An 18,877-nucleotide genomic window follows, 5' to 3' on the forward strand; every position below is an offset into this window, starting at 1 on the left:
ATAAACAATGGGTGAATATTATAAGATGACGATTGCGGGCTGTGAACGGAGCCTTCCGATCTGTCCGATCAGCGACACGCTTGACATCGCGGGCTTTGTTATGCTCGGCGATGTAGAGATTACTGAGAAGGCTGCCGCGGCGCTCCTTGCAAAATGCCCCGAGCATGATGTGGTGGTTACCGCAGAAACAAAAGGAATCCCGCTTTGTTATGAAATGGCGCGCCAGGGCTGTCGGCGCTATATCGTAGCGCGCAAGAGCGTTAAGGCGTATATGCGCAATCCGATTCATGTTGAGGTGAAATCGATCACAACCGACCATGTGCAGAAGCTGTATCTTGCCGAGGATGACTATAAAGGCTTGAACGGCAAACGTGTGCTGATTGTGGACGACGTAATCAGCACGGGGGAATCCCTTGCCGCCATGGAAGACCTCGTCCGGCAGTTCGGCGGTAAGATTGTAGGCCGCGCCTGTGTACTGGCCGAGGGCGACGCGAAGGACAGGGACGATATTATTTATCTGGAACCCCTGCCTCTCTTCTTTAAAGACAAGAAGTAATCTTTGCATGCCGTCTGCTGTTTGGAATCTTGACGGCAAAGCTCCTGATCGGAATGGTTGCTTTTGGAGACGGAAACGGACTATTTCAAATTCGGAGGAATGTATATGAAGCGGCCGCTTGTGTTGGTGGGTTTTTGTTATCTGCTGACGCTGGCGGCCGCCGTCTATTTTGGCGCGAACATATCGATACTTCTGGCGTGCGTTGCAATTCTGGGTTTCATCGTGGCAATGTTTGAGCCGAAACTGCGCGCAACGGGTATCTTTCCCATCGCGTTTCTGACCATATCGGTTGCGTTCGGAAGCTTTTACGGCTTCCATAAAACCGTTATGGAACCGGTGCAGGCGCTTGCTGGAAAAGACGTGGTCGTTGAGGGAACCGTTTGCGAGCTGCCGGCAAAAGCGTACGGACGTTTTTATTATGTGACGGAAGTAAACAGCATTTCCGGAAAGAAAGTGGAACACCCGTTTAAAATCCGGTTTTCCGCGCACAATGCGTTGAATGTGGAACCCTACTCGAATGTAGAGGGGAAGGTGCATTTGTTTCTGCCGAATGGCGGGGAAGGCTATTCCTCCCGTTCCTACTATGCTTCAAAGGGAATCCCCCTGTTTGCTTTCCTGTATGAATACGAAGGGGTGAAGGTAAGCCCGCCCACGCGAAAACCGCCGTATTATTATGCCCTCCGGCTGCGGTCGGCACTTCTGAAATCGGTTCGCTCCATCCTACCGCCGGATGAAGCCGGACTTATAAACGGCGTTTTGTTCGGCGATACGGCCGGATTGCCCCAGCAGGTTACCGATGATTTCCGAACCATTGGAATTTCCCATATCCTGTCTGTTTCGGGCTTGCATATGACGACAATGGCACAGCTTATTTTGATGCTTTTGCTGTTCTTGAAAGTTCCGAAGCGGGTTGCCTCTGTAATCGCCTGCGCGGGGGTCGTCTGTTTTATGGCGGTTACCTGTTTTGTCCCTTCCGTTACCCGCAGCGGGATTATGTGCCTTCTCTATCTGGGGGGGATGGTGGTTTCCCGCCGCCCGGATTCGCTGAATTCCCTGGGAATCGCGGTTTTGCTGATTAGTCTTGGAAATCCGTATGCGGCTGCGGATGTGGGGCTTCTGCTCTCCTTTGCCGCTACACTTGGGCTTGTTTTATACTCCGGGAAAACAGCAGCTTTTCTGAATGTAAAGCTTGACCGTATCCCGAAAATTTCACCGCTGGTCCGAGGGGTCAACGGGATTCTTGCCACTACCGTATGGGCGGTGCTGTTCACTCTCCCGATTATCATTTTTGCCTTCGGAAGAGTTTCCCTCGCAGCGCCTGCCGCAAATTTACTGGAACTGGTTCCTTCCACATTGATGATGAATTTTTCCGCCATCGCTGCCGTTATGAATTTGCTCAGCCCTAAGTCGTTTCTGGCAATGCCGTTTGCGCTGGCGGCGGGGCTTTTGGCAAAATTCATGCTTTCCTGCGCATATTGGCTTGCACAGCTTCCGTTTGCGAGCGTTTCCGCGTCCGGGGGCTTTATCCTGCTTTGGCTTGCTGGGACCATCCTGCTTCTTGCGTCCGCTATGCTGATGAAACAAAGCAGGCGCCTTTACCGCAATGTCGCCCTGCTTTCGGCAATTCTGCTTTTCACCGGGGTTTTGTCCCATCAGGTTTTCCTTCGCGATGTGACACGCCTTGCGGTGCTGGATGTTGGCAGTACGGAATCGGTTGTCTTAACACGCAACGGGCGTGCGGCGGTTTTCGGCTGCGGCGGATTTTCTTCCGGCCCGATCAAAAGCTATTTGCAAAGCGAAGGGGTTACCCGGCTGGACTGCCTTCAGCCGCTAACGCTGTCGGACGAGGAATCGAAAAACGCGGCGGAGCTGATCCGAGCATTTTTCCCGCGCAGGGTGCTGATCCAAAGTGATGGGCTGATTGACGGCTTTTTGCAAAAAGAATTGCCGAATGCCGCGGAAGTTTCCACATTTCACTTGACCGCCCGCTTGCATTTGTGGGACAATACAGAAGTGGACGCACAATGGAGCGGAAAAGCCTGTACGGCGCGTATTTCGACAGGCGGGGTGTCCGTCCTTATTTGTCCGGGGGACAACCTTTCCGAACTGCCGCCACAATGGCTTGATGCTGATGTTGTGGTTACAAATTCCATGCTGCTGCAAATGGAGCTATTGAATCCGGTTTGCTGTGTGCTTTCTATGGATCAGGAAGACCTGTCCAAAGCGGGTAAAAGTCTGAACGGTAAAAATACCGTAATTACCGGCGGTGCGGGAAATATTGTTTTTGAAATACAGGAAAATCGAACCGTTAAACTGAGGAGGGAGTAACTTGCCGGAAATCACCGAAGCAGAACTGAAAAAACAAATAGAAAAGTCCAATTTTTCCAGGTTGTATTTTTTGCATGGCCAAGAGAAATATCTGCTTGCCCTTTATGCGAAGAAATTAATAGCCAAGGCAGGCGGAACCGCTTTTCCGGATTTTAACCTTCAGCGGTTCGGCGATACCGCTTCCATCGATGAAATCGCCTCCGCTGTGGAGGCTCTCCCGTTCATGGCGGATCGTAAATGCGTTGCCGTGTCCGACTTGAACGTGGAAGGCCTGCGGGCGCAGGAAAGCGCAAAGCTGGAAGAACTGGTGAAAAGCATACCGGATTCCACGGTGCTGGTCTTTTATCTGCCTTCTGTTGAAATCGATTATAAGGCCAATAAAAAATGGAAGAAGTTTATTGCGCTTGCTAATGAAGCGGGTGTTACGGTTCATATTGGCAAGCGTTCCACCTCGGAGCTTGAAAAGGCGTTGTGTTCCGCGGCTGCAAAACGCGGCTGTGAACTCTCGCGGCAGAATGCAGGGCGGATCATCCGCTCCTGCGGAAATTCTATGCAGACGCTTTTTAACGAGCTGGACAAGCTGTGCGCCTACGTGCAGGAAGGGGAAATAACCACTCAGACAATTGATCGGATCGTCGTAAAAAACCTGGAAGCGAGGGTCTATGATTTATCAAAAGCGATTGTTTCGGCCGATTACGACAGGGCCTATAAGGTGCTGGATCTTTTGTTTCAGCAGAATGAGGAGCCGGTGTCCGTTCTAGCGGTCCTATCCTCCGCATATGTCGATATGTACCGTGTCCGGATGTCCGTTCAAGGGGGCTTTGGCGTAACAGAACCAGCAAAGCATTTCGATTACGCTCGCAAGGAATTCCGGCTTACCAATGCGGAACGCGATGCCGCGCGGCTGACGACCTCCATACTTCGGCAGAGCCTGCAGGCGCTTCTGAACGCCGATACCGCGTTGAAAAGCGCGCGCGGCGACCGGCGGATCGTTATGGAAAAACTGATTGCGGAGTTATTGTTAATCGCAGAAAAGGAGCGGGTGGGTTGATTAAAATCAAGGAAGCGGTTATTGTTGAGGGAAAGTATGATAAAATCAAGCTGTCGTCGATTATAGACGGCCTGATTATTGAAACGAACGGCTTTCAGATTTTTAAAAATAAAAAACAGCTTGATATGATCCGCCGTCTTGCGGATGCGCGCGGCCTTTTGGTTTTGACCGACAGCGACTCCGCAGGTTTTCTAATACGCAATTACCTTTCCGGAGCAGTCAGCCCGGAGAAGATCAAGCATGCTTATATTCCCGATATCCTTGGCAAGGAAAAGCGGAAGGAAAAGCCCTCCCAGGAGGGAAAGCTCGGGGTAGAGGGCGTACCCGCCCAAGTGCTTGTCGACGCTTTGCGGCGCGCCGGGGTCACCTGCGATTCGGATGAAAAACCGGCGGGACGTAAAATTACAAAGATAGATCTTTATCTTGCGGGACTTTCCGGCGGGGAAAATAGTGCGCAGAGGAGAGCCGTTTTGCTCAAAGAGCTGAACTTGCCCGAACATCTGGCACCCAATTCCATGCCGGACGTATTGAACAGTATTCTCACGTATGATGCGTTTTGCTGCCTGATCGACAAACTTTTTAAAAAATTATAAAATAGGGTTGACATGATCATATGGATGATGATATAATACTCCTTGCTGAGTCGCGCGAGTGCTGGAATTGGCAGACAGGCACGTTTGAGGGGCGTGTGTTGCATGACGTATGGGTTCAAGTCCCATCTCGCGCACCAAACAAAAAAGCCGCATGGATACTGAGAAAATCAGTTGTTCATGTGGCTTCCTTTATTTTTTGTCTTCGCCTGAATTTACAGGTGTATGTCCACCGTTTTGAACATAAAAAAGGTTGAGAGGGTTTTAAAAACCCACTCAACGCTGTTTTGTGACTTCTTTATGATGGTAGCTGATTGTAAGTGGACAGAAGCTAAAAGGGCAAAGGGATCAAAACCGGCTTATACTTACACGAACCGACTGTGTGCAGGGGAAGAGCATCTATACTTTCATAATCCTTTCGAAATCCGTTTTTAGACAAACCATCGAAATGCAGAAAGGCAGGATGTATGTACGTATTGTCTACTTGCCTTGGAACAATGTTAAACTCAATATACTCCATATTATCTTTTTCAATTTCCGATAACTTTCTTTTCACAGAGTCAAGGCTTACCAATATCTTTTGCATTTACAACACTTCCTTTCTATTAAACGATCGATTATACAATCATCTACCACGATTAAATTATAGTGGATGCCCAGTATTTTTTCAATAGCGAAGAAAATCGAAAAAAAGGATGTTTTGCAAAATAAGGCTGCTTGAGAAAATATTTTTCAAATTTTATTCGGAACCGTTTCAATCGCATTGGAGTATATTGCTATATAGGAAATCCGCCCCAAGTGATTGAGGGGCGGATTTTTACGGGTCTTACTCTGCTATGTGCTTTTCGCATAATGCGCAGATTCCCATTGCCGGAATGGTAAGCAGGCACCAAAGCATGGAGAAAGGAACGCAGATTTGTCCCATTATATTGAGAGGCATGGAGGAATAATCCCACACGTCCATTTTTAATGCGACGTTTACAATCATACCGATGACGAATTCTACCGCTGTGATAATCGCTGAGCCTACAAAACATTTTACCGACATAGGTTTCGCTTTCATGTCATGGTTGCATACGCGGTTGATTAAGCACAGGCAGATTCCTCCGGCAGCGGCCATAGAGATATCCGTTTTGCCTCTGCAAAGGATTTCCAATGCGGGATAAATCGTTCCTCCCGTAAAAAAAAGCAATGCATTTTTTTTCATCCTATATCACCCCGTTTGGTTTTCTAATCGAATTGTTTGCAGGGTGGATGAATTTATGCATTTTTGCTTAAATTTTAAGGCGGCAGGCCGATAATATTTATAATACGATATTTGATAAATAATTATGGATGTAAATAGTCGAAAGAATTGATTATAAATAGAAGTGGGTGATTGCATGTCAAAAAAAAATAAAATGATGGTTGCAGTCACTATACTTATTCTATTGCTGCTTTTGTCAGGCGCAGGGCTTGTTTACAAAGTTCAAAGCCTTCTCACATCCGATGCCCTGTCGATGATTCAGGAAATTTCCGCGCAAGGGGCAAACGCGGTACATGTATCGATTACGGAAAATTTGGATTTTCTGAGAACTCTTTCCGATCAGGAGGAGTTTTTAAAATCGAATGATACCTTAGAGCAAATCCGCGCGCTTTCCAAAGGAGCAGAACGAAGAAATTTTACAAGGATTTATTTTGCGGATAAAACCGGCCGGGTGGTTACCAATGATGGAAAAACCGTAAGATTGGACAAACAAAAATATTTTCAGCAGGCCATGAAAGGAAATGCGAATGTTTCCTTCGGCCAGACCGATCTTTTTGATGTTGACCGTAAGGTGATTACGTATGCCGTTCCGGTTATCCGGTCTCATGCCGTTTACGGGGTTATCGCCGCAACGGCTGATAACGGAAATCTTGGAATACTGGACGGCATTGCCACCGGGCCGGATCGTTCCTTTTTTCTTTTATCCTCGGACGGTTCCGTGATTTCCAGAAGTGCCGGCGAAGACAGTTTCCAAAATTTTTTTCAATATTTCAGAAAACAATCGAATCCGAAAGAACTGGAAAGGATTCAGAGGGATTTCCAGCAGGATCGGCCTGGAAACGGCCTGTTAACTGTGGATGGTACGGCTAATTTGATGGGGTATAGTGCGATTCAGGGTACCGACGGCTGGATTCTTGCTGTCACAGCGGAAGAGAATACGTTTCAGTCGCAGGCGGGTAAAGTCCTGTTCATGAGTGAAATACTCGTCGCTTTTTTAATTTTGATATGTATTGCTTGTGCAATTAGTTTTTTAAAATTTAAAAAGAATACTTATGAAGCAAAGCTGCACCAGGAAGAAGAAATCAATCATTTTATTTATAGTGATGCGTTAACCGATCTGCCGAACCGAAAAGGGGTGAAAAAAAATATAAGGGAATGGTTTGAGTGCACCAAGTGCAAAACAGGCGGAGCTTTTTTTCTTGATGTGGATAATTTCCGTTCCGTAAACAATACGTTTGGGAATGATGTGGGGGACGAATTCCTTGCTGCCGCCGCTTCACGCTTGGCGATGCTTACCGGGAAGAATAACATTATCGGAAGAATCGGCGGCGATGAATATGCCTTGTTTATCTCGAATATCAGTACAAACGCCCAGTTGGAGGATTTCGCGAAAAAGATCGTCGAACTCTTTAAAAAGCCTTTTCTGGTTCGGAAAAATGTTATCCAGTTAACCTGCAGCATTGGCGCTGTCCTCTTTAATTACAGCGAGGTTGTCAAGGAAAATAAGTTTGACGATATCATTAACCGCGGGGAGTTTGTGCTGCAGGAGGCAAAAAAGAACTCAAAGGGAAGCTATGAAATCTACAACGACCAGTATGGGATGTCCATTGAGCGACGCTTCCAAATGCTTTCAGAGCTGAAATTGTCCATCTACAATAAGGAATTGGTCTGCTATTATCAGCCGCAGTACGACTATGATAAAAAAGCCGTCGTCGGCTTTGAATCTTTGGCCCGCTGGAACAGCAAGAAATTTGGAATGGTTCCTCCGCTTCAGTTTATCGAGCTGGCCGAGGAAACCGGATTCATTAAGCAGTTGGGGCGTTTCATGATCAACCAAGCCTTTGCTTTTGCAAAAAGCATAAGTGACCCCGGCATTTGTGTATCCTTTAATGCTTCGCCGATTGAGTTAATGCAGGCGGATTTTACGGATTATGTAATCGAGCGTTTCTGCTATTACGAGCTGGAGCCGGAGAGCGTGGCGATTGAAATTACAGAGTCCTGCTTGATTGAATCGTTTGATGATGTGGTAAAAAAACTGAAAATCCTCACGGATTGCGGCATCAGCATCTATCTGGATGATTTCGGAACCGGCTTTTCTTCGCTTTCTTACTTAAAGGAACTGCCGATCCATGCGGTGAAAATCGATAAAAGCTTTATTGACAACATCGTTTCCGATAGGGTAAGGAGAGACATTGTTGATATGATCATCCGGCTGGCGCATCGCCTGAATCTGAAGGTGATTGCCGAGGGAGTGGAAACAAAGGAGCAGGCGCAGTGTATTTCCGAATGCGGATGCAACCTAATTCAGGGGTACTACATCAGCAAGCCTGTCCCGGGCGAAGAGGCCATTGCTTTCCTTGATGAGCTGAAAACCGGATAAAAGATTAAACTGCAGAGCAGCTTTGTGTATTTTGCTCTGTAGTTTTTTTTTATTTTGTGTTATAATCTGTTGTAGAAATGATTTTTAATACAGTTTATAAAAATAAATTATTTTTTTATTTAAGGAAAGGGAGATTGAAATGAAAATCATCAGCGCACCGGATTACCAAAGCATGAGCAGAAAAGCGGCGAATATCATATCTGCTCAAGTGATTCTGTTCCCCCATTCGGTTTTGGGCCTTGCAACCGGTTCCACGCCGCTGGGTGTTTACAGCCAGCTTGCGGAATGGTACAAAAAGGGAGATATCGATTTTTCCAAAGTTCACACGGTTAATTTGGATGAATACTGCGGTTTGGCTCCCGACCATGAGCAGAGCTACCGCTACTATATGAATACGAACTTTTTCCAACATGTAAACATCCCATTAGAAAACACAAACGTTCCCAACGGGTTGGCAAAGGATATTGAAGCGGAATGCAAACGTTATGACCATGTAATCAACAGCCTTGGCGGAATCGATTTACAGCTTTTGGGAATCGGCCATACCGGCCACATCGGTTTTAATGAGCCGGATTCCGATTTTGACAAAACCACACACAGCGTCAGACTCACACAAAAGACCATTGATGCGAATTCCCGTTTTTTTGAAAAGCCCGAGGATGTCCCTCACTATGCGATCACAATGGGCATTAAAGCGATTATGCAGGCAAAAAAGATATTGCTGATAGCAAACGGGGAAAGTAAAGCGGATATTTTGTACCGTTCCCTTTTCGGGCCGATAACGCCGGAAGTTCCCGCTTCTATTCTTCAGCTTCACAATGATTTAACGGTGGTTGCCGACGAAGCAGCGTTGAAGATGATCCGGGAGAAAAATCCTTCCGCGATCGGCTGATCAGCCAGAAGTTTTACAGAGCGAACTCCGGTTCGCTCTTAATTTTTGGAATAATTTATGGTATAATAAATTAACATGAAGAAGGGAAGATGAACATTGAGCTTTGGAAATAAAATATTAAATTACCGTGAGGATATACTGAAAGATTTGGCGGAGCTGGTTGCTATTCCCTCTGTCCAATCAAAGCCGGAGGAGGGAATGCCGTTCGGCAGGGAAGTGGCAAGGGTCATGGACGCGTTTGCAAATATGGCGGATCGGATGGGCTTTGTAACGAAAAATGTCGGAGGGTATGCCGGCCACGCAGAATACGGCGAAGGAGACGAGGTTGCGGCTGTTGTTGCGCATCTCGATATTGTTCCGGAAGGGGAAGGTTGGGACACCGACCCGTTTACGCTTACAAAAAAAGGAAACCTGTATTTCGGGCGCGGCACCGCGGACGACAAGGGCGCGGCAATTGTCGCTCTTTACTGTTTAAAAGTCCTGAAAGATGAAAATATTAAGGGAAAACGCCGTCTTCGCGTCATTTTCGGCGGCGGGGAAGAAACAAGCAGCAATGATCTGGAAATGTATCTGAAATCGGAACAGATGCCGGTTATGGCCTTTACGCCGGATTCCGATTACGGTATCTGCAACCGCGAAAAGGGAATCATGCGCCTGACGATTTCCACAAAAAGCGACAGCTCCGTTATAAAGAAATTTACTGCCGGAACGGTCGTCAATGCCGTACCGTCCAAAGCGGCGGCGGAGATTCTCTGCACGGAAGATGTCTTCCGGAAATTGCAGGAGGCTGCGAAAACAACGCCCGGCGATTTCCATGTGGAGCGGACGGCGGACGGTGCGAAAATCACCTCCGCCGGAAAAGCGTCGCATGCCATGCAACCGCAGGAAGGATTTAATGCCGCAACCCATTTAATGAAGCTTCTCGGCGTCGTTTTTAAAGCAGAGGAGCTGGGTACGCTCGTTCGGTTTGTTAATACAAAGATCAGTACGGAGCTTTACGGCGAATCCCTTGGCATTTCGCAGCGGGATAAAGAATCCGGTCCGCTTACTTTCAATGTTGGTCTCGTAAATATAGGGGAGGGCGAGGATTCGATCGGAATTGATATTCGCTATCCTGTTACCGGAGATGGAGAGGGGATATTTGCAAAGATCGCAAAAAATGCCGCAGGTTTTGGCTTGAAATGCGAATGGCAAACACATTCTAAGCCTCTTTTCCTTCCGGAGGACAATCCGTTCATTTCCCTTTTGAAGGATTCGTATGCCGAGATCACCGGGAATCCGGCGGATCTATACGCTACCGGGGGCGGCACGTATGCGCGTGCATTTGAAGGCCGCGCCGTGGCGTTCGGTCCTTTCTTCCCGGACGAAGCAGATCGCCGGCTGCACAATACGAACGAAAACATTGACATTGACCGCTTTATGGTGCATGCGCAGATTTGCCTGGAGGCAATGTATCGCATGTTTACAAAATAAGCTGGTGGATTATAGGAGAATACGATAACCGAATTCTGTAAAAAGGGGCGTTCTTTTCCTCTCTCCTGGGTAAAAATGTGTGTATCGTATGTGAAAAGGGCTGACAACGTCTTTCAGACGGCGTCAGCCTGTTTTTTCCATAATATGTAAGAAAAAAGAGCCGCCAAAAAACTTGGCGGTTCTTTTTAATAGGACTCGGTTACAGAAGAAATTCGTAAAATTTCAGCGATGGAGCAAAATTTGTCCGAAAAGCTGACGATGTAAGCTTCCTTATATTTTGGAAATTTCACCGTCAACGGCCACATGTGCTTTACAATAATATCTTTTTCCAACTCATTCAGCAGGAAATGTTTTTCCGCGTTTGCAAGGGCGGTAAGCGGATGCTTAAAGCCGTGCAACCCTATTGGATTTTTTGTATTATGCCAGTCATATAGAAAAAAGTCATGCAGAAGCGCGCCCCGAATGATGCTTCGGTAATCAACTTGCAGATTTAGCTTACGGCAAATCCAGAAGCTGAGGTAGGCCACGGAAATGCTGTGTTTTAAACAGGAAACATCCGCATGCTGTATGAAAGTATCCATCAACTGCACATCGTCGGAATTCAATAATTCCTCTGCACAGCTTTTAAAAAACTGTTTTTCCTCTGCCGTTAGTTTCAGATTGCTCATCTCCGATTTTGTACTAGTATAATCATAAATCATTTTTGCGCATATAGCAAGGGGGGGATAACAAACTTTCCATAAATATGCCGTTATTGTCAGGGAGAGGGTTGCAATTAATTATCCTCCAATTTGCTTGACAGTTTCTCCATACAATCGCGGCAAATATTGCGGCCTTTAAACGATATAACGTCGTTCATACTGTTACAAAAAACACATGCAGGCTCGTATTTTTGAAGAATAATCCTGCCGTCGTCATCGACAAAAATTTGAAGCGGATCTTTTTCTTTTATATTAAGAGTCATTCTGAGTTCTTTCGGCGACACAATTCGACCTAATTCGTCAACTTTACGAATAATACCTGTCGATTTCATCCTTTATCATCACCTTTCTTTTCAGCTTCCTCATCTATGACAAAATTATAGTATATTTTTCCAATTATGTCAATTATTTGCATACCGAAAAAATTAATTTTATGTGCTAACCCGAAATTCTTTCGAATAGATATAAAAGAGACTAAATAGGGAAGGGTGAGTGCGCTGCTGAACTACATATGGGCGGGACTCATTATTATCAGCATTATCTGCGCCGTAGTAACCGGAAGAGTCCCCCAACTTTCCGCCGCAGTTATGAGCGGCGCGTCTGGAGCGGTTGAGCTGATCATCGCGATGACGGGAATGATGTGCGCATGGACCGGTTTGATGAAAATTGCGGATGAGGGCGGGATTACTCGAATTTTGTCCAAGCTTCTGCGTCCGGTTATGCGGCGGCTTTTCCCGGATTGCGAAGAGGAAAGCCCGGCAATAAAAGCGATTTGCATGAATATAACGGCGAACTTTCTCGGGCTTGGAAACGCGGCCACGCCGATGGGCATTGCCGCCATGAAGGAACTGGCGAAACGGAACCCGACCCAAACCGCGGACAATTCCATGGCGATGTTTGTGGTGATTAACGCCGCGTCCATCCAACTGATTCCAACCTTTATGGGGACTCTGCGGGCAAAGTACGGCTCCCCTGCTCCGTTTGATATTTTGCCGGCAGTATGGCTTACTTCTGTCTGCGCGCTGGTTGTGGGGATTACTGTGGCAAAGCTTTTGGAGGGAAGGTCAAGTGGATAAGTTAGGTGCTTACGCTATACCCGCCACGGTCTTCCTGATTGTGCTTTTTGGGCTGATGCGCGGCGTGCCGCTGTTCGACACCTTTGTTGCAGGGGCGAAAGAAGGCTTGTCGTCGACAATTTCCATCCTGCCGTCCCTCATCGGGTTGATGATGGCGGTCGCTATGCTAAACGCCTCCGGCGCGCTGGATATCCTTTCCTCGATGTTTTCCCCGGTCGCGAAATTTTTGGGGCTTCCGCCCCAGGTGATGCCGCTTGTGCTGATCAAACCGATTTCGGGAAGCGGTTCCACCGCTGTTTTGGCACAAATTTTCCAGGATTGCGGGACGGAAAGCTTTGCGGGCCGTGTTGCTTCGGTCATGTCTGGCTCTACGGAAACGACTTTTTACGCAATTGCGGTCTACTTCGGCGCAGTCGGTATTAAGAAAACCCGCCACACCATTCCCGCCGCGGTAACGGCGGATTTTACGGCCTTCGTCGTATCGGCCTTGTCGGTACGCTTATTTTTTCAATAAAAAGGATGCACTATGAATCGTCAGTCATTTCATTATGTTGTCGCGCTCGTCGGAAATCCAAACTGCGGAAAAACGACGCTATTTAATGCCTTAACCGGCTCGACGGCTACGGTTGGAAATTGGCCCGGCGTAACCGTTGAGAGAAAAAGCGGTACGGTGTGCTATCACAATGATACGCTGGAAATTGTGGATCTTCCGGGGATTTATTCGCTGGTTCCCTATTCGCCGGAGGAGGCGATTGCCGGGAATTTTCTGAATAATAAACCGGATTTAATTATCAATATTGTGGACGCCTCCAATCTTGAACGTAATCTTTACCTGACCACGCAGTTAATGGAACTGCATATCCCCATGGTAATTGCATTGAACATGATGGATGTGGTGAAAAGGCGGGGGGATTTCATTGACTGCGCTATTCTTTCCAAGCTATTAAACGTAGAAACCATCCCGGTTGCCGCCTCAAAAGGAGAGGGGCTGTCCGAATTGCTCAGGGCGGCGGCCAGCGCGGTAAAAAAAACGGCGGTTTATCCTACGGTAAAAAAGCCGGTCGGCAGTCGCGACCCAGAAACGGCGCTTGCAGACGCCCGTTATCGGTACATAGGAGAACTTACGCAGAAAGCGGTGAAAAAGCACAGCGCCTCGAAAAAAAGCGTGTCGGAAAAGATTGATGCTGTGGCAACCAACCGCTATTTGGCTATTCCGGTGTTTCTTCTGCTGATTCTGGCGATTTTTTATATTACATTCGGCCCGGTAGGGTCTTTTTTGGTGCGCTGTGTGGATGCTTTTCTTACGGGCTGGCTTTCGCCGCTTACCGATTCCGCTTTAACGGCAATCGGTGCCTCCGTAGGGGTGCGAAGCTTGATTCTGGATGGTATTCTGGCCGGCGTTGGCGCCGTGCTGAAGTTCCTGCCGCAGATTCTCCTCCTGTTCCTGCTTCTGTCCCTTTTGGAGGACAGCGGCTATATGGCGCGCGCCGCTTTTATTATGGACGCGCCCATGCGGAAAATCGGGCTTTCCGGCCGGGCGTTTGTGCCGCTGCTGATGGGCTTTGGCTGTACTGTGCCGGCGGTAATGGGTACGCGCATTCTGGAAAACGAGAAAGACAGGCGCTTAACGATTCTGATTCTGCCGTTCATGTCCTGCAGCGCCAAGATGCCGGTTTACTCCCTGTTTATTTCTTCGTTTTTCGCCGACTGTCGGCCAATTGCCATGCTTTTGATTTATTTTTCAGGCATGGTGATGGGGTTGTTATCTGCGCTGCTGTTTAAAAACAGTATCCTGAAAGGGGAACCCGCGCCGTTTGTAATGGAATTGCCGGACTACCGGTTCCCGACTGCACAAACGGTTTGGCTGCAGGTAGAGCGGCGTATCCGGGATTTTTTGCAAAAAGCGGGAACAACTATATTTGTCGCGACGGTGGTTATCTGGCTGTTGCAGAGGTTCACCGTCGGTTTGAGGATGACCTCGGACAGTTCATGCAGCATCCTTGCGGAAGTGGGCAGGAGGATTGCTCCGCTGTTTGCGCTTTGCGGTTTTGGCGATTGGAAATCCGCCGTATCCCTTCTCGCCGGACTCATTTCCAAGGAATCGGTGATCAGCACGATGAGCGTGCTTTACTCGGGGAAGCTGGAGATCGCCCTTCAATCGAATTTTACGCCGCTGAGCGCGTGCTCTTTTCTGATTTTTGTCCTCTTTTACACACCGTGCGTTACTGCTCTGGCAGCTGTTCGCCGGGAAAGCGGCAGTTTACGATGGATGGCCCTTTCGGCCGCCTATCAGTTTGCCGCTGCCTGGTACCTTTCTGCCATGTTCTACCAGTGTGCGCTCCTTATTCAGCATTTACAGAATTGCATATAAGAACCCCGGTACAACCCGGGGCTTTTTTTACGTAAAATACGCGTACATGACGATAATTATAGCGTAAAATATTTCCAAGCTCAACAATTGTTAAGTTTTTGTCAAGCAAATATTGCATATTGCATTGCAAATTGCTATAATTGCAAAAGAAAAAGTAAAAAGCGGGGAATAATTATGATTTTAGCTCTGGATATCGGCAATACAAACATTACGATTGGCGTTTACGATGAGAAAAAGCTTCTTTTTGTGTCTCGAATGGCAACCGATTGCTCCCGCATGGAGGATCAGTATGCGATCGAGCTTCGCGATATCTTGGATATTTACGGAATATCGCTGAGGGACATTGCCGGGGCTGTAATCAGTTCCGTGGTGCCCCCGCTTACCAATTACATCATCAGGGCCGTCCAGCGACTGACGCATGTGAACCCCATCTGCGTGGGGCCGCATACGAAAACAAATTTGAGAACCGATATCCAAAACCCGGAAAGTACGGGAGCGGATTTGATTGCCGGATGCGTTGCTGCGGCGGAGATGTTTGATGGTCCCTGCATTATTCTCGACATGGGTACTGCCACGACGTTCGTTGTTCTGAGCAGGGAGAAAACCATGCTGGGTGGCGCGATCGTCCCCGGCGTGGGGATCTCAATGGATGCCTTGACGCGGCGTACCGCGCAGCTTCCGAGCATCAGCCTGGAAGCGCCGGAAAATGTGATCGGGAAGAACACAATCGAATGTATGCAGTCGGGAATTATCCTGGGTACCGCCTGCATGATTGACGGCATGATTGAACGGATGGAGGAGGAGCTCGGAGAAAAATGCGAGGTTGTCGCCACAGGCGGCTTGTCCCGGGAAATTATTCCGCATTGCAGACGAAGCATCCGTTTCTGTGACACGCTTCTTCTTGAGGGCCTTCGGATTATTTATGAGATGAACAGATAGTGAAAAACAGCGCCGTGCGTTTACACAGCGCTGTTCCTGTACTTTTTTGTCTGTTATTTGTGATATTTTTCTACAATGTCTTTTACCGCGTCGATCACATACTGTACTTCTTCGTCGCTCATGGTTGGGTAGAGCGGCAGAGAAATCAGACGTTCAAAATGCTTTTCCGCGTTCGGGAAATCACCCTTCTTGAACCCGTAGCGGCTAGTGTAGGCGCTCATATAGGTTACCGGGATAAAGTGTACGCTGGTTCCGACGTTGCGCTCGTTCAGCTCCGTAATGAACCGGTCGCGGTCAATGGTAAGCAATTCGGGAACAATACGGATGACGTACAGATGCCAGCAGTGCGTGGTGTAGTCGGGAACAAACGGCGGGTCAATCGCGTCGATTTTATCGAATTCCCTCTGATAGACTTCCGCGATTTTCAAACGGGCGGCCTGCATTTCGTCCATGCGGGCGAGCTGCTTCAAGCCAAGCGCGGCCTGAATGTCAAACATATTGTATTTGAAGCCCGCCTCACAGATATCGTATTGCCATGTGCCGCCCTTCGCGTAACGGTTCCATGCATTTTTGCTCATACCCTGTCCGGAGAAAATCCTTGCCTTGTCTGCGATTTCCTCGTTGTCGGTAACGAGCATGCCGCCGTCGCCGGTGGTAAGGTTTTTCGTGGCGTAAAAGCTGTAGGAAGCCGCGCCTTGCAGCCCGTTGCCGATCATTCTGCCCTTGTAACGGCTGCACAGCGCGTGTGCAGCGTCCTCGGAAACGAACAAGCCGTGTTTGTCTGCAATTTCATAAATCCGGTCAAGGTCGCAGACCTGTCCGCTGTAATGTACTGGCACAATGGCTTTTGTTTTCGGCGTAATTTTCTTTTCGATTTCATCCGGGTCAATGCAGGCTGTTTTATAGTCTACATCGGCGAAGACCGGCGTTGCCCCCGTATGGATGATTGTGTTTGCGGTGGAGGCAAAGGTCATTGGGGTGGTGATTACTTCATCGCCCGGGCCGATGCCCTTTGCAAGCAGCGCCACATGCAGCGCCGCGGTGCAGGAGTTCATGGCGACGGCGTACTTGGCGCCGACGAATTGTGCAAACTGCTTTTCAAATTCGTTTGTGCGCGGCCCTTTGGCAATCCATCCGGATTTTAAAGTATCAACCATCTCGTTGATTTCAAGGTCGGTAATATTGGGTAGATTGTATGGAATAAATTTTTCTCTTTTTATGAAACTTCCCATGATTTAACCTCTTTTTCGATTTTCGATTCTCAGGTTGTGCTTGTACAATAAAAATCATGCTCTGTGATCGGTATTTTTAAATTTCCCATCCCATTCACCTTGCGGATTTTTCCGTAAGCGACACGATTATTATAATACAAACAAGGCCCTGCTTAATCAGATTAGACAATAAATCAAACTAAATCATAATACGATTGATATTTAAAGTCAACTATATTGGTGCGTAAAATATTGACTAAAAGACGTGTTGGTTATATAATGTACAAGTTATAACAGGATAATTTTTTTGATAAGTTTAGGTAAAGAATGGTGTTCAAATGAGTGAAACAAAGGGCTTTTTTGCGCATCCGAGCGCTTGCGTGGATGATGGCGCGGAAATCGGGTCCGGTACGAAAATCTGGCATTTCTGCCATATCAGCAGCGGTTGCAAAATTGGCGAAAACTGTACTGTGGGGCAAAATGTATTTGTTGCACCAGGTACAAAAATCGGAAATAACTGTAAAATACAAAATAATGTATCCATCTACGAAGGCGTTGAATTAGGCGATTTTGTCTTTTGCGGTCCTTCCATGGTGTTTACCAATGTTCAGCGCCCGCGGTGCAAATATCCACAGCGCGGCGCGGCTTTTTATGCACATACGCCTATTGGAGAGGGTGCGAGCATCGGGGCGAATGCAACCATTGTCTGCGGCCACCGCATCGGGAAAAATGCGTTTATTGCAGCCGGCAGCGTGGTAACCAAGGACGTGCCCGATTATGCCATTATGATGGGGGTTCCCGCCCGTCAGAATGGCTGGGCCTGCGAATGCGGGGAAAAGCTTGGCGAGGACTTAGTCTGCCCGAAATGCGGAAGAAAATATCGGAAGACGGAAAACGGTCTTCAGGAGGAAACAAAATAAATGAAAAAGATAGAATTTAATGACCTTGGCGCACAATACCGCCATTTAAAGGATGATATCGATAAGGGGATTGCCGAAGTGCTCAGCGACTGCCACTTCATTTCCGGCCCGCAGACGGTGGAACTTGAACAAGAGCTTTGCAAATATACTGGCCGGAAATACTGCATCAGCACCAGCAACGGAACGGACTCTCTGCTTATGCCGCTGATGGCAAAGGGAATCGGCCCTGGGGACGCAGTTTTCGTACCGCCCTTTACCTTTTTCGCCACCGCAGAGGTAGCGAGCCTTTTAGGCGCGACACCCGTATTCTGCGACGTGGAAGAGGATACCTTCAATATGGACCCGAAATGCCTTGAAAAAGAGGTGGAAAGGGTTGTAAAAGAGGGTAAACTAAAACCGAAGGCAGTCATTGCGGTCGACCTGTTTGGCCAGCCTGCGGCTTTTCCAGAAATTGAACCGATCTGTAAGAAATACGGCCTGACGCTGATTGAGGATGCCGCGCAGGGATTCGGCGGCCGGATTCAAGACAAGAAGGCGTGCAGCTTCGGCGATTTCTCCGCCACAAGCTTTTTCCCGGCAAAAGCGCTGGGCTGCTATGGCGACGGCGGAGCCGTTTTTACGGACGATGAAGAACAGGCGGCTCTGCTGAAGTCCATCCGCGTTCACGGCAAAGGCTCTTTTAAATATGAAAACGTGCGCATTGGCTTAAATGCAAGGCTGGATACCCTTCAGGCGGCGATCCTTCTCCCGAAGCTGCGTGCGTTTGATGCGGAAACAGAGCACCGCAACTGGGCGGCACAGCGCTATTCCAGCCAGTTAAAGGATAAATTTCAGGTTCCGGTTGTACGGGACGGATATTTTTCCAGCTTTGGATATTATACTCTTAAAGCGGAAAGCGAGGAACAGCGCACCAAAATCATGGCGGCGCTGGAGGCGGCGGGAATTCCATCCATCATTTACTATCCGAAGCCGCTGCATCTGCAAAAGGTTTATGAGCCCCTCGGTTATAAAGAAGGGGACATGCCTGTAAGCGAAAAGCTTTGCAAGACAGTATTCAGTCTTCCTATGCATGGTTATATAACAGAGGATGTTATCGATTATATCTGCAAAACCCTGCGAAATATCTGAAGATGAGGAGAAATA

The 18,877-nt window shown here is 47.9% G+C and carries 17 protein-coding genes and 1 tRNA gene; 14 read left to right on the forward strand and 4 right to left on the reverse strand.

Going from position 1 to position 18,877, the window contains the following annotated elements; translation table 11 throughout:
- Positions 1–7 precede the first annotated feature (7 nt).
- The 5 genes from CAGA_RS00600 to CAGA_RS00620 all read left to right on the forward strand — a co-directional run bounded on the left by CAGA_RS00600 (position 8) and on the right by CAGA_RS00620 (position 4,665).
- Positions 8–556 (forward strand): phosphoribosyltransferase family protein, encoded by a 549-nt coding sequence (locus CAGA_RS00600; RefSeq protein WP_135656669.1) that lies wholly within the window; start codon positions 8–10, stop codon positions 554–556.
- A 105-nt stretch (positions 557–661) separates the two neighbouring features.
- Positions 662–2,884 carry a ComEC/Rec2 family competence protein gene (locus CAGA_RS00605; protein WP_167875114.1) on the forward strand — a complete coding sequence of 741 codons (2,223 nt, stop codon included), beginning with the start codon at positions 662–664 and terminating at the stop codon, positions 2,882–2,884.
- Between the two features lies 1 nt (position 2,885).
- Entirely contained in the window at positions 2,886–3,935 is a 1,050-nt protein-coding gene (holA, locus tag CAGA_RS00610) for a DNA polymerase III subunit delta (RefSeq protein WP_135656674.1), read from the forward strand.
- On the forward strand, positions 3,932–4,528 hold the full coding sequence (locus CAGA_RS00615; protein ID WP_135656676.1) for a toprim domain-containing protein: 597 nt from the start codon (positions 3,932–3,934) through the stop codon (positions 4,526–4,528). The genes holA and CAGA_RS00615 overlap by 4 nt, the downstream gene beginning before the upstream one ends.
- A gap of 52 nt (positions 4,529–4,580) precedes the next feature.
- Positions 4,581–4,665: transfer RNA gene (locus CAGA_RS00620), tRNA-Leu, on the forward strand.
- Positions 4,666–5,351: 686 nt separating this feature from the next.
- Here the strand turns inward: CAGA_RS00620 and CAGA_RS00625 are convergent.
- On the reverse strand, positions 5,352–5,732 hold the full coding sequence (locus CAGA_RS00625; RefSeq protein ID WP_135656678.1) for a putative ABC transporter permease: 381 nt from the start codon (positions 5,730–5,732) through the stop codon (positions 5,352–5,354).
- Between the two features lie 175 nt (positions 5,733–5,907).
- Here CAGA_RS00625 and CAGA_RS00630 point away from each other — a divergent pair, with 175 nt between their 5' ends.
- From CAGA_RS00630 to CAGA_RS00640, 3 genes are all read left to right on the forward strand, one after another.
- Positions 5,908–8,151, forward strand: a complete 2,244-nt coding sequence (locus tag CAGA_RS00630; protein WP_135656680.1) for a bifunctional diguanylate cyclase/phosphodiesterase — start codon at positions 5,908–5,910, stop codon at positions 8,149–8,151.
- 139 nt (positions 8,152–8,290) lie between these two features.
- Positions 8,291–9,043: a glucosamine-6-phosphate deaminase gene (gene nagB / locus CAGA_RS00635; RefSeq protein WP_135656682.1), complete on the forward strand. Its 753-nt coding sequence runs from the start codon at positions 8,291–8,293 to the stop codon at positions 9,041–9,043.
- A 96-nt stretch (positions 9,044–9,139) separates the two neighbouring features.
- Positions 9,140–10,516: a Sapep family Mn(2+)-dependent dipeptidase gene (locus CAGA_RS00640; RefSeq protein ID WP_135656684.1), complete on the forward strand. Its 1,377-nt coding sequence runs from the start codon at positions 9,140–9,142 to the stop codon at positions 10,514–10,516.
- A gap of 185 nt (positions 10,517–10,701) precedes the next feature.
- On the opposite strand, the gene CAGA_RS00645 is transcribed toward CAGA_RS00640, so the two are convergent.
- Together CAGA_RS00645 and CAGA_RS00650 are read right to left on the reverse strand one after the other, a co-directional pair.
- A complete protein-coding gene (locus CAGA_RS00645; RefSeq protein WP_330566920.1) occupies positions 10,702–11,121 on the reverse strand; it encodes an HD domain-containing protein in 420 nt (139 codons plus the stop codon).
- Positions 11,122–11,291: 170 nt separating this feature from the next.
- A complete protein-coding gene (locus CAGA_RS00650; RefSeq protein WP_135656686.1) occupies positions 11,292–11,549 on the reverse strand; it encodes an AbrB/MazE/SpoVT family DNA-binding domain-containing protein in 258 nt (85 codons plus the stop codon).
- Positions 11,550–11,705: 156 nt separating this feature from the next.
- Here CAGA_RS00650 and CAGA_RS00655 point away from each other — a divergent pair, with 156 nt between their 5' ends.
- The 4 genes from CAGA_RS00655 to CAGA_RS00670 all read left to right on the forward strand — a co-directional run bounded on the left by CAGA_RS00655 (position 11,706) and on the right by CAGA_RS00670 (position 15,603).
- Entirely contained in the window at positions 11,706–12,293 is a 588-nt protein-coding gene (locus tag CAGA_RS00655; RefSeq protein WP_243112891.1) for a nucleoside recognition domain-containing protein, read from the forward strand.
- Positions 12,286–12,807 (forward strand): spore maturation protein, encoded by a 522-nt coding sequence (locus CAGA_RS00660; RefSeq protein WP_135656688.1) that lies wholly within the window; start codon positions 12,286–12,288, stop codon positions 12,805–12,807. Before CAGA_RS00655 ends, CAGA_RS00660 begins: the two co-directional genes overlap by 8 nt.
- 12 nt (positions 12,808–12,819) lie before the next feature.
- Positions 12,820–14,664 (forward strand): ferrous iron transport protein B, encoded by a 1,845-nt coding sequence (gene feoB, locus CAGA_RS00665; protein ID WP_135656690.1) that lies wholly within the window; start codon positions 12,820–12,822, stop codon positions 14,662–14,664.
- A 174-nt stretch (positions 14,665–14,838) separates the two neighbouring features.
- On the forward strand, positions 14,839–15,603 hold the full coding sequence (locus tag CAGA_RS00670; protein ID WP_135656692.1) for a type III pantothenate kinase: 765 nt from the start codon (positions 14,839–14,841) through the stop codon (positions 15,601–15,603).
- Between the two features lie 53 nt (positions 15,604–15,656).
- On the opposite strand, the gene CAGA_RS00675 is transcribed toward CAGA_RS00670, so the two are convergent.
- Entirely contained in the window at positions 15,657–16,835 is a 1,179-nt protein-coding gene (locus CAGA_RS00675) for a DegT/DnrJ/EryC1/StrS family aminotransferase (RefSeq protein ID WP_135656694.1), read from the reverse strand.
- 317 nt (positions 16,836–17,152) lie between these two features.
- Here CAGA_RS00675 and CAGA_RS00680 point away from each other — a divergent pair, with 317 nt between their 5' ends.
- Both CAGA_RS00680 and CAGA_RS00685 read left to right on the forward strand, forming a co-directional pair.
- On the forward strand, positions 17,153–17,734 hold the full coding sequence (locus CAGA_RS00680; protein ID WP_135656696.1) for an acyltransferase: 582 nt from the start codon (positions 17,153–17,155) through the stop codon (positions 17,732–17,734).
- A complete protein-coding gene (locus CAGA_RS00685) occupies positions 17,735–18,862 on the forward strand; it encodes a DegT/DnrJ/EryC1/StrS family aminotransferase (RefSeq protein WP_135656698.1) in 1,128 nt (375 codons plus the stop codon).
- Positions 18,863–18,877 lie beyond the last annotated feature (15 nt).

Origin of the sequence: Caproiciproducens galactitolivorans (genome assembly GCF_004768785.1) — a bacterium.
Classification (GTDB): Bacteria; Bacillota; Clostridia; order Oscillospirales; family Acutalibacteraceae; genus Caproiciproducens; species Caproiciproducens galactitolivorans.